This is a genomic window from Candidatus Marsarchaeota archaeon (assembly GCA_023485295.1).
Classification (GTDB): domain Archaea; phylum Micrarchaeota; class Micrarchaeia; order Micrarchaeales; family Micrarchaeaceae; genus Micrarchaeum_A.
On sequence record JAMCZQ010000002.1, the window covers coordinates 152,038 to 164,182 of the forward strand.

The window sequence follows — 12,145 nt, forward strand, 5'->3', positions numbered from 1 at the left end:
ATTACTTTTATGTTTGCCAGTGTTTAAAGCGCTTTTGTATAACTGAACTGCACCACTAGCGAGAATCAGGCTGTTGCTGCGCGCGCCACTTGCGTAAACCTTTTAGACTTGTATGCCCTGCGCTTTCGCATGTCGCTCCAGCAGCTCTTGCATATGGTAAGCCTGAGCGTCTTTGTAGCAGTCTGCGAGCTCTTTATGCAGCTGTTGCATATTGTCCTGCCGCAGTAGTCGCATTTGTATTGCTTATAAATTTCTCTCTTGCATCTTTCGCAAAATGTCGTCATTGTCTCTCCTTTTTAAATATGAAAAGCGCCTCTGGCGCTAGCAGGCGCGCGCACGTTTCAAAAACGCATTTATTGCGCATGCCGTTAAGCTTGTAAACTGATCCTCTTCGTAATGCATGCCTGCCTGTATAACTTTTATGTTAGCAAAAGCTATATACCTTACATCTGCTCCTTTACCTGTGCAAGATTATTTTTATGGCAAATCGGCAAATTTATATATTATGCGCACATGCAACATAAAGGTTGCAAGATTGCGGTGAATATATGCACAAGAACGCCAAAAATGCAGGTTCGGCCGACGCAACCCTTGGCAAAATGATTGCTCTTGGGGCTTATGCCGAGGACGAATGGCCTAACGCAATAAAGTTCGATACGAAAAGGGACGCATCCGAATTCCTAATTGGGATGCTGCTCATAGGCGATGAAAAAAGCAGTAGTAAGGCGCTTAGCGCCATAAGGTCAACCCTCAGCGGCAACTGCCCTGGCGAGGAACGCGAATACTTCATACATGTCGGCACTGCCCTTGCAGAAGGCAATGGCAGGCACGCTCAGGCAGCAGGCAAGGGCCTTATGGTCCTAGACTGTGCGCTTGAAGAGGGCAAGAAAAGCGCCTGCGTGCCCTATGCCATGGAAGCCATCAGGGTCAGGGATTCCGAAGCCATGGGAATAGCGCTGAGGATAGTGTACGAGTACGGCACAGAGGGCCAGAGGCTTCTCGCAAACAATGCTTTGGAAGCAGATCCTTCTGATGGAAACCTGCTTGCCGTGCATTACCTGAACTACTCGGCTGCAGACAGCTCAAAGGCCCTCGCAGGCTTGCTGGGCAGCAGCAACCCAAAAATAATAGAGGCTGCGGCCGACACTATCTATTTTAGCATAGCAAGCATGACTCCGCAGCGTGCCAATGCCCTTTTCATGCCTTCATTGAAAGCATTGAAGGCATGCAGCGCAGAAGGCTATTCGAAAACCGCGGAAAAGCTCGCAGGTATAGCTTCCACGCTGTATTTTTTCATAGACAAAAAGACAGAATCGCGCAGCATGGAAATCGCTTTGGAGCTTGCTGAATCCGATTCGCCTGCCCCTTTTGCCGCAGGCTATGTGCTTGTCGACAGGATGCGGCTCAAGCGCCTAGGGCAGAAGCTGAACATGCCGGAAGGCACTGGCAGCAAGATGCTTAAGTTCGAATACTACGAACAGGTATACAGGCTTACAAATTCACATTCAAAAAATCCAGACTCATTATCAGTATATGAAAGCTACATGGATAGCTTATATGAAATGGTGCGCATGCACGACATCCCTGAATCGCTGTATATTAGAAATATGGCCAGGCTTCGCGAATTGCGCAGAGGCTCAGGCAAAGAGCTAGACAAAGCGGAGGGCTGACATTGCAGTGCATGCAGGTTAATGACAGCATGCGCATTTGCAAGCGTTACTTCGTGCTGCTGCATATTTCATAAATAGATTTGAGCCTGTTGAGGGCTATGTTGTCCTTGTAGCAGCTTGTGCTTTCTGCCCCCCTGAGCGATATTCCGATATTGTAGCGCACATTTGCGCCTACAAGTATCTTGTCTACAGTGTTGATGAACATGGAAATGTACTCCTCGTCTCTGCCCTCATTGGCCATTGCAACAAGCTTCTTGTGCAATGCTACTGGCGTGTTCGTGGCCTCAGGGCTGTAGAACTTGCTGCTCAGGACTTCTGAATACGTTGCAACCTTGTTGAGCAGGCGTATGCTGCTCCTTGCAATCCTCGGTTTGTCAATAAATGCGTCTACCAGCTTGATATCGAGATCCAAGAGCTTGCTGTGCGTTCCCTTAAGCCGCCCAATCTCATCTGACAGCAGCGCGGTGTCCAGCACCTCTATCAAAACGTCAGTATAAGCCCTTCGCAATTCTGCCCGCTCTGCGGTTTCCGAGCTGTTGCATCTTTTGTCCATTTCCTCAGCAATGTGCTTTATGTTATCATGTTCCTGCCTTATAATGCGCCTTGCTGCCTCTGAGTCGTATTTAGGCATAGCTCCGTCCTTGCTGTACAGCCTTTCAGCATGCCTCAGGGCGTTGTGCAGCACTATATTCTCATCGTAGCCTCTGTCGCCAAGCAAAGAGCTTTTGCGATGGCTAGTTTCCATAAAAGAACTAGCAGATACAAGATATTTACGGTTTTTGCTTTTGGCAAAAGGGTTTTATTCTTTTAAAGCATATTATGGATGTGATTCTATGGCTAAGTTTACATGGTTGGGGCATGCTGCATGGATTGTAGAGGCTTCAGGCAAAAAGATCCTGATAGACCCTTTTATAGACGGCAATCCCTCTTCGCCGGTGAAAAGCAGCGATATCAAAGGCATAGACTACGTATTTGTAACCCATAACCACTCAGATCATTTCGGCGATTCCGTCAAAATTGCAAATGCCAACAACGCAAAATTCGTTTCTGTATTTGAGACCGCCGAAGAAGCCAAGAGGAAAGGCCTTAAGGAAAGCCTAAGCGTAGGCATGAATGCCGGTACTCTTGTGCCAATAGATAACATCCATGTGGCAATCACATTCGCCTTGCACAGCGGCAATCCTTCCGGCTTTATAATAAAGGCTGGCAATCTCACATTATACCATGCAGGCGACACTGGCCTTTTCAGCGACATGAAGCTTATCGGCGAGCTTTACAGGCCTGACGTTGCAATGCTGCCAATAGGCGGCTTCTTCACAATGGGGCCGAGGGAAGCTGCAACTGCCGCGCAGTGGCTCGGCGCCAAGGTGGTATTGCCAATGCACTTCAACACATTCCCTGCTATACGCCAAAGGCCGGAAGAGCTGAAGGAGCTGCTTGCAGGCAAGGCCGAAGTGCCTATGCTTAAGCCAGGCGAGTCCTATACATACGGATAAAGCTCAAAACCAGCATGGTCCTTAATTTTGCAAAAAGCTTGGCAAAGGGCAAACAAGCCGTACCACATCAAATTAGACTTAAGCTGTTTACTTTCCTAAATGTGCAGTCTGCAAAATGTATTTAAACACATCAGTTCCATCTTATTGTGAAATACAAATATTTGGTGGTTGTGATGGGAGGAAATGGAACCTAATTAGTGGATTTTTATTTTTCGTTTTCTAGTGACTTTTTATAATAGTTATTGTATATCCAGGTTTTGGTAATGTCTACTTTCCTGTAGCCTAATTTACCTATTAAAATGTTTGTTATTATAGAAGATTCGATTTCTATACCGCCAGTATTTCATTTTCTATGAGCTGGTGGTAGGTGTACTGTGCTGAGCCAGTTTTAAGCTGTTTACTTGCCTAAACACACAGATTGGGAAAAGTATTTAAACACATCAGTTCCATTTTGTTGTGAAATATAAATATTTGGTGATAATGATGGGAGGAAGTGGGGATTAAATTTTGTATAATTAATGTTTTGTTTCATTTTTCTAATAATGCTTTATAGTATTTTCTGTATACTCGTGTTTTTTGTGTGTCTATTTTTCTGTAACCTAATTTACCTACTAAAATATCCGTTATTATAGAGGATTCTATTTCAATCCCTTCTGTGATTTTGTAACTCTGTTTTTCCAGTTCTTCCAAGTCGCCGTTTTTATACAGTGGCGCTATGCGCATTACCCCGTATGGAGAACCTATGTCGCCTTCAAATATGTACTTGTTTAACGGAATAGTTTCTGGTTCAAAAATATTGTTTTTGAACCAATCTGTATGCTTTACGTTAAACTTGCCGATTTCAATCTGTTTTGCTATCAATACTGCAGTGTCTTTTATGGGTGGGTTGTCCATTGTGAGGGTTATTCTTTCTATCATTTCGTTTTCTATGAGCTGATGATATGTGTACTGCGCCGATCCTGGCTTCAGGCCGTATTTCTTGTCTATGTCAGAGAAGCTCATCATGCCGTTGCTGTTGAGTTCCTTAAGTGTTGCATACTCCCTTAGGAATATCTGCTCTGGCTTCTTCCTTGGCTGCTCTTTGCTCCTGTGCCAGACCTTCTCTTTCATTAGATCGAAAAACTCTTCCCTTAACGGCACATACCCTATTCCCTGCGTAAAATAGCTAGAATACCATATCCCTGGGCATTCGGCAAGCGCTTTGCTGGACCTCAGCGCGTACACCATGTTTTCCGCTGCGCCAGGGTCTGAAGCAAGGAAGAACATGAAGAAGTCGTATGCGCCCCTTGTTAGGAATGCAAGCTGTATGTGATTTTCATCTTCTATTATCTTTTTAAGCGCATCCACATCAGGCCGTTTGCCTGTGAATTTTGCCACTGCGAAGAATCTGAAAAAGCCAAACTTGTTAAGGAATACGTGTTCTATGGTATAATGTATCCCGTATTTTTGCTCTATCTTTTTTATCCAGTATTCTGTCTTTGCATATGAAAGCCCTACCTTGTTTGCAATGCTTGATACGCCCTGCCTCGGGTCAGTGCTTATCTCCTTTAATATTGGAATCTCATAAGCGCTTTCAATATATTCAGCATTCTTTTGTGCTTCTGCCTTCTTTAGCATGCTTATGTATTCATCAAGCGTTTTTATGCCTTTCAGGTATGCGCGCTTCCTAACGGGCTCTGAAAATTGCCCATTCGGCTCTATCTTGCCTATGAATAAAGAGATTTTCCTGTTCTGCCTTCTTGAAGGATCCCATTTTGAAGAAGTTTCGAAGATATATGTGCTCCCGTCGTTGCGCTTTTTTAACTCTATGTGGTGCCTGTGGGTTTTTTTAAGCGATTCTATTATCGCTTTAACGTTTTCTTCCAAAAACTCCCCTTTATTGTTGTTATATTCTATATACTAATATTTAAACATTTTGTAATTTTATTTTATTAATACATATTGCTGGAAATGCCATAATTATATATACTAATCACCTATTTTATTATAATCAATATCTAATTTCCAGTATATGTCTATATATCAGGTTTAATTTCTACATAAAGCTATTTATAAAAGCTTGCCCATAATACTAATCAAGGATGTTTGCCCGGGGATAAAAATGCAAGAAAGCAATTTTGCTTTATGTGCTCTGTTTCTTAATACCCTACCCACCTATACCCCGGCATCGTCCGACATATCCTATTAAACACTGTAACTAGAGATGAGAATGTATGTTTGGGTTTGGAAGGAAAAGCGAAAAAGCGGGCAATGACAATAGGCCCATAAAAGTAATTAGGATATCTGAAAACAGCTGGCAGATCGTTTACGCTGATGAATAAAAGGGTGGAATCATGGATAAGCAAAACTCAAAGGCTAGCGCACGCGCTGCGAAGCAGCGCAAAATGCATGTGAAGGATCCCAAAAAGTTCTTCATGGTTAAAAGGAACGGCAAGACCTATCACAAGTTTTTCCTGATAAAGCCAAAGCAGGGGATGGACCTGAACGCTCTTGCAAACGACCTCGCTTCGCTTCCAGATGTCTTGGAAGTATATGCAACAGAGGGCCCGATAGGCTTCATGGTAAAGGCGCGTTTTGACGGAGAGAAAGAGCCTGAGGAAGTCGCTAATTACATAAAGAAGAACGTTTCAAAGGATTACGGCACTCTTGTGAGTTACATAAACTTCAAAAGGTGCAGCAAATGAAGATAGCGCATTGGTACTACAAGCACTTCAACAACGAAAAGCTCATTGAAGAGCTTTCAAAGCCGGTTGAAGGCGAATACGTGGTATTGAAAGAGGGCAACATGCTAACGCGGGTAAAGAAAGAAGAGCTTGCCGAATACATAAACCACCTAAAGGAGGTAGGAAATTACTATCTTGACAGGTACGAGCAGTGCAAGAAGGATTACGGCCATCTTATAAAAACTGAAAAGCCTTGCGCTGCAAACATCAACGCATGCAATGGCTCCAACAGCATTAATGCAGAAAGCAAATAGCCAGGGATTTGTACCGCTAATCCGCAGTTTATTGCTAAATGCCTGCCAAGCTTGGGAAAAGCGATGGCTTCTCTTCCTTGAGGTTAAGCGAATTGTAGAATTCCACCCTGATCCTGTTCTTGCTCCTTAGCTTTGCCTTGTAGAACGGAATATAGAATACAGAATACGATTCAAGGGCGCACCCCGGATAATTGCTTGCGACTATGCCCTCTGCATTCTTTGAATCAATATCAAGAAGCCTGCCTTCAGGCATGGCCTTTGCTGTTTCTGGCAGCTTGATTTTGCCAAGGGAAAGCGGCACTGCTGTATAAGCCTTGCCGTTGAATGCTGCTAGCGACATGCCCTCGAGCTTCATCAGCGCCCTTTCCGCGTTTTCTATGCTGATTCCGCAATCCTTTGCAAGCTTCTCGCTGCTTGCGCGCCCGCGCCTCCTCAATGCGGCAAGCAATGCAGCTTCTGCTCTTGTGAGCCTGGGCAGCTTCTTCCTTGCATACTTGCGTACGCTTATGCCGTTTCCTATAGACACTTCGCGCATGTCTCTGTCATAGACCGCGTCCGCTTCATAAAATTCGGATCCTTTGCCATGCGGCACCATTACCTTGATATGCAGGAACGGCACATATATCGTTTCTATGGACTCCAGCGAATAGCCAGGCCTATGCGCCAGCCTGGATATCGGATTCTTGCTTGAGGCAAGCTTTTCTTCAAGCTCGCGCCTGCTGTGCAAGTTTGACAGCACGCTTATCTCTTCTGGCTGCGCGCGCTCATGCAGTCGCGCCTGCCCATGCAAAGCAGGTGCGGCATGCTGCGCACGCTTAAGCTGCGCGATTATCTCGCCTGCGCTGATGCCTCCTATGCTGCTGCTGTTTATCGATGGGGTTCCGCCAGCATGCTCTACGCTCCTTGCCTTTACCTTGAAAGCCTGCTCGATGCCAATGCCGAAGGGCAGGAATTCCCCTGTGCCAAGGCGCGCAACCTCTTCCATGCGTTTTCTATTTTGGAGCAGTATGCTTATGCTTTCGAAATCGTTTTCAAGCGTAAGCCTGCCTATGAAGCCGTATGAGCATTGCGCAAGCACGTTCTTGCTTATGTTTGCAGGCCTCTGCGTTGCCACTATAAGGCCTATGCCGCGCTTCCTGCCCCTTACGCTTATTTCCTCAATTATGTTTATGCTTTTCTTCACAACCTGGGGCGCGAATTTGTCCGCTTCTTCTATTACGACAAGGTAGGGCTTTCTGATGCCCTCTTCAGCATTGTACAGCGCTTCTAGGGCTTTGTATACTTCTGCCTGTGCCTCCTGCAACTCTGACACGTCCATTATTACCGCCTTTGAAGCAAGAACGCTGCGCCTGAAAAGCTCTTCATAGTCGACATCGAAGCCTATGCTTGCGTTTTCGCCTTTGCCAACGACTATCAGGCCGAACTGCTTGCCTATGTTCGTATACTCGCCTTCCGTATCAACAAGCAGGAAAGGCAGCCCAAGCTTAGTGAGCTCCTCAGCAAATACGCCGACAAGGAATGATTTTCCGGAGCCGCTCTGACCTATTATGCAGCACCTGCCAGTCACAACCTTCTGCGCGTCTATGTCTACTCCCTCTCCAATATTCACGATCATTTCAAGCATCCCGTGCCATTCATCGCATCAGCCCGGCTTAAAGTTTGCCTGCAGCGTAGCGTTGCCCTTCAATACCAGCTTTGTCGGTATTGTATGCAGCGAAATCACGTTTGCATGCGTATTGTTGACCGACCAGTTGCTGAAAACATATGATGCTGGCGCATCCGCGTAAATCGTATAATTGCCTGGCAGGAAAGGTATTGTTACGCCGCTTGCGTAGGAAATGCCGTTTATCACAACCTTCCCAGAGGCCGGGCTTGCCTTTACTGCCAGGTAAGCCAAGCGCAGGGATGCTGGCTCCAGCTGCGTCGTAGCTGTGCCCGTCGATATGTAAGGGCCTGTGCATGTGCTGCCGCTGCACGTGTCATAGTAAAGCTTGAAATTCGCCACAATGCTGGTGCCTGCTGCCGGCTCTACTGAGCCAGGAATGCCTACAGTGCACACGACCTGAGACCCAGTCGGTGCAGTCTGCGGCGCGCATGTGCCTGCATAGCTGTTCGTCCCCTTGGAGCCTATGTTGCTTGCTGTGAGATTTATGGAGCCTGGAAGGAATTTTATGCTGACGCCAAGATTGTTTGTGAACACCAGCGTGAATTCTATCGGAAGCGGCGGAGAAACATGGTATGCAGTGATGTAGGTGCTTGTGCAGAGCATGAGGGGCTGTATATTGCATGTCGATGCAAGATACTGCGCAGGCGCGAACGGTCCTGTTAACAGAAACACGAATGCCACAACTATCGCTATGAGGAGCAAAGCCCAGGAATAGACACTCATCATCTCCAATGCAGACTGGAGCTTCATGCTCCCGCTTCGCTTAAAATAACGCTTTCCTGGTCGCATCAATATTACAATGTGACCTGATATATTTAATAAGTATTGCGCAGGCCTCCACCCATGCATGGCCGGTAAATCGCCTAAACGGATTTGGACAAAAAGTTTAAATAGTATATAAATTGCAGTAACAAAAGGCGACATGATGGAATACGCTAAGGATAAGGCCCAGAAAGCAGGTGCAGCCGACGCCGCACTTAAGCAGCGCTCAATAATATTCTTCTACGACAGAGCATCTGAAGCGCTTTCAGATGCATCAGGCACGGGCGACTTTATCAACAACCTCCGGGGCGTAAGAGGAGCGCTTAAGAATATAGAGTATTCCACAGAGTGGAGCAATTTTCCGTTCAATGATACAATAAAGAATACAGTGTTAAAAAATTCAGAGCTACTGATAAATTCATTCAACACATTGGTTGACATCGTGCAAAACGAGGCCACAAAAACCATAGCAACTTGGCGCCAGTCGATAATTGGAAGCTATGCGAACGCCAGGAAACTGGAATACACTGACATTAACGCGCTGAAGCGCACTATAGCAGAGATGCAGATTTCCTCCTTGAAGCCAATGGCAGGCGCGAAGTCGGATTATAAAGGCACTGACGAAAACGGCGAGACGATCCCGGAACTGGCGGCAGAGCTTTCGGCACTTAGAGACGTTTACAAAAGCGTCGATTCGTTATACCCCCTATATAGCGCAGCATTGAATCTTGACGAGTCTTTGAAGAAGGCAATAATCATACAGGCAATGGCAAATAATTCCAACGCCGTAGAATTCGACAGATTCAGCGAGGATATTACAGATATAGCGTCCAAATTGGTAGAGGACTGGGCGCTGCAAGGCAGGCTACCTGGCAAGCACGCATTCAAGCTTATTTCCGGGCTGCGTCAATTCAAGCAGGTCTTCGAGCTTTCATTTAGCAGGCAGGTGAAATTTGAAGACGAAGAGCCTCCAAAGCCGGAAGCGATCAAAAAGGCCCTGCCTCGCGTGCATTACGAGCCCGACACAAAGCTGCTCAGGTATTAGCGTCAAGGCTAAGCCTTCATCTTGCGCAAAGCTAGCGCTATTGCAGCTGCTACCAGAACCACAGCAGCAATGGCAATCGCGGCATATATGTCGTAGTTGCCGTGCCGCTGCACCTTTGCCTGGGGCACTGTAGTGGTATTCACAGCTGCGCTATAAAAGTTTCCTGGCTTGACAGCAAACGGCACAACAATGTTCGTGTTGGGATTGCCTATGCTTGATCCATTCGCGTAGCCAGGTACGTAAACCTGCGCCTCCGGCCTGCCCATAGCAATCCAAATCGGGTTGCCTGAATTCGCATTTACTGTTGCATTTGAATACGTAGAAGCTGCGCGCTCCAGTGCAGCCAATGATGTAAGGCAGTTGCCTGTGGGATTTGAAAGATTTGAGGCAACGGACTGCACGCATTTGCCTGTAGTCGCATTTGGCATTATATTCGGGTCAAAAACGTAAACAACTACTAAGTACCATGGTATCAGGTCCTCAGAGAACGTAGTGTTGACAAAATGGGTGTGCGCAGGCATTGGCAGCACACCTGCCGGCAGGCTGCTGCTAAAATTGGTGTCTTCTGCTTCTATAGCGCTGAACAATGGAGAATACACGAGCTTCGGATCTATTGGGCATTCGGACTGTGTGCCTCCGGCGCCGCAGTCTGTATACACCAAAGAGTTGTTGAAGCTTGCAAACCCGTCTATCGAGTTGTATGCGCTGTAGCCGAATATCGACATGCCTGCGTATGCAGGCACCAATATCCAGTCAGGAAGCGCATCTGTTTTAGGCGCTGAAATGCCTGCATAGCACTGCGTAACTGAGGACGCATTTGACTGGCTATTTGGCAACGCCGACAGCGGCGGATAGCAGCTATAGTTGCCAGAATAGACATAAACTGCCTCAGACCCGTTGAAAAAAGCCCCGCTCTCGTTAGCAGTAGGCACAACTGCAGCACTTGCGTTCCCTGCAATAATCATTGCGGCAATGAGCATTGCAGCAAAAATACAGGCGTAATTCATAAAACGCATGATACTATATGGCCTAGCAAATCTTTTAATATTATTATAGGACAATGCAATGTGCTGATACAATGGAAAAGACGCTGTCGGAGAAGGCCGCGATAAAGGTCATAAAGGACGAGTCTTTCAGCGACCTCTCGCACAAGAAATGGCTCGTAGAAGTGGAGCTGAGAACATATGCAAGCATAGAGGAGATAGCGATGTACAGCAAGTATCCGACGCTGTCAATCGCAGCATTTTCAAAGATAAGGACCGAAGACGGCAAGGTTGCTTTGCTTCGCAAGCTGATCAGGAGCAACAACAACGAGAATATAATTTCCATAGCGCATGAAGTATTGCTCGGGATTGACTCCAAGGCCCTGCTATGGGATATCTATTCCGAAAAGAATGCAACGCAGGAGCTAAAGGCAATGGTCGAAAGGCGGATTGACGGGAACCTTGTGCCCCCAAGATCTACACTGATACGCACTGATGCAAATGCAGAATAGCAACAACAAAAAGCAATAAATATAAGCGCGAGCATAATAATGAATGTGGTAAGAATGGCAAAGCAGGAAAATTCAAAGAAAAAGAAGTCAAAGGCCGAGCTTAAAAAAAGGATAAAGAAGGGCTACAGGACCCATGACCCGCATTCGGAATTGTACAAGAAGGAATATCACCAGGTAAAATACACAGACCAGATATGCCCCATATGCGGGAGCAGAATAGATGAGAATGGAATGTGCGCATGCGGCGCAGGCGATTCATAAGCAATCAGCTGTGCCTAGCGCTTCAGGTCTTTTTCTGAAATCGCGTGCCCAAGCACCCTTGACTTTGCTTTCAGGTGCTCTTTGACCATTGCATTTGCAGGCTTTATGTGTATGCCCTCTGGTTCCACTTTAATGCCGTATTTCCTCAATTCTTCTATCTTCTTTGGATTGTTTGTCATAAGTCTTACGGACTTTATGCCAAGGTACTTCAATATGCCAGCGGCAGCCAGGAACGACCTGCTTTCAGGTTCGTATCCTAGCCTTTTGTAAGCATCATACATGTTTGCAGGCTTGCCATCCTTGTCCTTTGCATTGACCACTTTTCCGGAGCGCCATTCAAACACGTGCGAATATGCGGCAACCTTGGCTGCAATGCCGTTGCCAGCGCCCTCCTGGTTCATGTAGATTATCATGCCGCTTCCGTGCCGCTTTATCCTTTTCATGGCCTCGTCAAGCTCCTCCCTGCATTCGCAGTTGGTTGCGTGGAACAGCTCGCTTGTGGCGCATGCCGAATGCACCCTGAGCAGCACGTTGTCCTTTTTCAGGTTCTTCTTCGCATCGCCGTAAACCAGTGCAGTGTGGAATTCGCCGGTAGTATAATCCCCAAAAACCATGTATGTCCAGCCGCCAAGCTTTGTCGGAAGCGGGGTGCTGCCAAGAAGCGTTACAGCCCCTTTGCGCTTAAGCTTGCCTTCGATGTCATGCGACAGCTTCCCAGGCTTTTTCCAGCGCTCCTCGAACAAGCGCATTTCATCGTTAATGCCTGCCATAGG

14 protein-coding genes are annotated in these 12,145 nt (G+C 46.6%); 7 read left to right on the plus strand and 7 right to left on the minus strand.

Annotated features, from left to right (window positions below):
* Positions 1-65 precede the first annotated feature (65 nt).
* The gene (locus M1125_01335; protein MCL5404466.1) at positions 66-284 is read right to left on the minus strand and encodes a hypothetical protein; all 219 of its coding nucleotides are present in this window, start codon (positions 282-284) and stop codon (positions 66-68) included.
* Between the two features lie 264 nt (positions 285-548).
* Here M1125_01335 and M1125_01340 point away from each other — a divergent pair, with 264 nt between their 5' ends.
* A complete protein-coding gene (locus M1125_01340) occupies positions 549-1,670 on the plus strand; it encodes a hypothetical protein (protein MCL5404467.1) in 1,122 nt (373 codons plus the stop codon).
* A gap of 46 nt (positions 1,671-1,716) precedes the next feature.
* Here the strand turns inward: M1125_01340 and M1125_01345 are convergent, their stop codons facing one another.
* Positions 1,717-2,415, minus strand: coding sequence for a hypothetical protein (locus tag M1125_01345; protein ID MCL5404468.1), 699 nt, complete (start codon positions 2,413-2,415; stop codon positions 1,717-1,719).
* Between the two features lie 88 nt (positions 2,416-2,503).
* On the opposite strand from M1125_01345, the gene M1125_01350 reads away from it, so the two are divergent.
* Positions 2,504-3,166, plus strand: coding sequence for a metal-dependent hydrolase (locus tag M1125_01350; protein MCL5404469.1), 663 nt, complete (start codon positions 2,504-2,506; stop codon positions 3,164-3,166).
* Positions 3,167-3,694: 528 nt separating this feature from the next.
* On the opposite strand, the gene M1125_01355 is transcribed toward M1125_01350, so the two are convergent.
* The gene (locus tag M1125_01355; protein ID MCL5404470.1) at positions 3,695-5,032 is read right to left on the minus strand and encodes a hypothetical protein; all 1,338 of its coding nucleotides are present in this window, start codon (positions 5,030-5,032) and stop codon (positions 3,695-3,697) included.
* 467 nt (positions 5,033-5,499) lie between these two features.
* Here M1125_01355 and M1125_01360 point away from each other — a divergent pair, with 467 nt between their 5' ends.
* On the plus strand, positions 5,500-5,850 hold the full coding sequence (locus tag M1125_01360) for an Lrp/AsnC ligand binding domain-containing protein (protein ID MCL5404471.1): 351 nt from the start codon (positions 5,500-5,502) through the stop codon (positions 5,848-5,850).
* A complete protein-coding gene (locus M1125_01365; protein MCL5404472.1) occupies positions 5,847-6,143 on the plus strand; it encodes a hypothetical protein in 297 nt (98 codons plus the stop codon). The genes M1125_01360 and M1125_01365 overlap by 4 nt, the downstream gene beginning before the upstream one ends.
* Before the next feature lie 34 nt (positions 6,144-6,177).
* Here M1125_01365 and M1125_01370 read toward each other — a convergent pair whose 3' ends face one another.
* Together M1125_01370 and M1125_01375 are read right to left on the minus strand one after the other, a co-directional pair.
* On the minus strand, positions 6,178-7,758 hold the full coding sequence (locus M1125_01370) for a DUF87 domain-containing protein (GenBank protein MCL5404473.1): 1,581 nt from the start codon (positions 7,756-7,758) through the stop codon (positions 6,178-6,180).
* Between the two features lie 27 nt (positions 7,759-7,785).
* Positions 7,786-8,559: a hypothetical protein gene (locus M1125_01375; protein MCL5404474.1), complete on the minus strand. Its 774-nt coding sequence runs from the start codon at positions 8,557-8,559 to the stop codon at positions 7,786-7,788.
* A gap of 175 nt (positions 8,560-8,734) precedes the next feature.
* On the opposite strand from M1125_01375, the gene M1125_01380 reads away from it, so the two are divergent.
* Complete coding sequence (locus M1125_01380) at positions 8,735-9,616, plus strand: hypothetical protein (protein MCL5404475.1); 882 nt, start codon at positions 8,735-8,737, stop codon at positions 9,614-9,616.
* Positions 9,617-9,624: 8 nt separating this feature from the next.
* On the opposite strand, the gene M1125_01385 is transcribed toward M1125_01380, so the two are convergent.
* The gene (locus tag M1125_01385) at positions 9,625-10,623 is read right to left on the minus strand and encodes a hypothetical protein (GenBank protein ID MCL5404476.1); all 999 of its coding nucleotides are present in this window, start codon (positions 10,621-10,623) and stop codon (positions 9,625-9,627) included.
* A gap of 71 nt (positions 10,624-10,694) precedes the next feature.
* Here M1125_01385 and M1125_01390 point away from each other — a divergent pair, with 71 nt between their 5' ends.
* Both M1125_01390 and M1125_01395 read left to right on the plus strand, forming a co-directional pair.
* A complete protein-coding gene (locus tag M1125_01390) occupies positions 10,695-11,111 on the plus strand; it encodes a hypothetical protein (GenBank protein ID MCL5404477.1) in 417 nt (138 codons plus the stop codon).
* Between the two features lie 54 nt (positions 11,112-11,165).
* On the plus strand, positions 11,166-11,372 hold the full coding sequence (locus M1125_01395; protein MCL5404478.1) for a hypothetical protein: 207 nt from the start codon (positions 11,166-11,168) through the stop codon (positions 11,370-11,372).
* 14 nt (positions 11,373-11,386) lie between these two features.
* Here the strand turns inward: M1125_01395 and M1125_01400 are convergent, their stop codons facing one another.
* Positions 11,387-12,142: a GTP cyclohydrolase II gene (locus M1125_01400; protein ID MCL5404479.1), complete on the minus strand. Its 756-nt coding sequence runs from the start codon at positions 12,140-12,142 to the stop codon at positions 11,387-11,389.
* Between the last annotated feature and the right edge of the window lie 3 nt (positions 12,143-12,145).

Excerpts from the sequence above, each read along its gene's own strand:
- M1125_01390 (MCL5404477.1), top strand. The coding sequence starts at position 10,695 with ATGGAAAAGACGCTGTCGGAGAAGGCCGCGATAAAGGTCATAAAGGAC.
- M1125_01345 (MCL5404468.1), bottom strand. The coding sequence starts at position 2,415 with ATGGAAACTAGCCATCGCAAAAGCTCTTTGCTTGGCGACAGAGGCTAC.
- M1125_01335 (MCL5404466.1), bottom strand. The coding sequence starts at position 284 with ATGACGACATTTTGCGAAAGATGCAAGAGAGAAATTTATAAGCAATAC.
- M1125_01350 (MCL5404469.1), top strand. The coding sequence starts at position 2,504 with ATGGCTAAGTTTACATGGTTGGGGCATGCTGCATGGATTGTAGAGGCT.
- M1125_01385 (MCL5404476.1), bottom strand. The coding sequence starts at position 10,623 with ATGAATTACGCCTGTATTTTTGCTGCAATGCTCATTGCCGCAATGATT.
- M1125_01360 (MCL5404471.1), top strand. The coding sequence starts at position 5,500 with ATGGATAAGCAAAACTCAAAGGCTAGCGCACGCGCTGCGAAGCAGCGC.
- M1125_01370 (MCL5404473.1), bottom strand. The coding sequence starts at position 7,758 with ATGATCGTGAATATTGGAGAGGGAGTAGACATAGACGCGCAGAAGGTT.
- M1125_01375 (MCL5404474.1), bottom strand. The coding sequence starts at position 8,559 with ATGAAGCTCCAGTCTGCATTGGAGATGATGAGTGTCTATTCCTGGGCT.
- M1125_01380 (MCL5404475.1), top strand. The coding sequence starts at position 8,735 with ATGGAATACGCTAAGGATAAGGCCCAGAAAGCAGGTGCAGCCGACGCC.
- M1125_01340 (MCL5404467.1), top strand. The coding sequence starts at position 549 with ATGCACAAGAACGCCAAAAATGCAGGTTCGGCCGACGCAACCCTTGGC.
- M1125_01400 (MCL5404479.1), bottom strand. The coding sequence starts at position 12,142 with ATGGCAGGCATTAACGATGAAATGCGCTTGTTCGAGGAGCGCTGGAAA.
- M1125_01365 (MCL5404472.1), top strand. The coding sequence starts at position 5,847 with ATGAAGATAGCGCATTGGTACTACAAGCACTTCAACAACGAAAAGCTC.
- M1125_01395 (MCL5404478.1), top strand. The coding sequence starts at position 11,166 with ATGGCAAAGCAGGAAAATTCAAAGAAAAAGAAGTCAAAGGCCGAGCTT.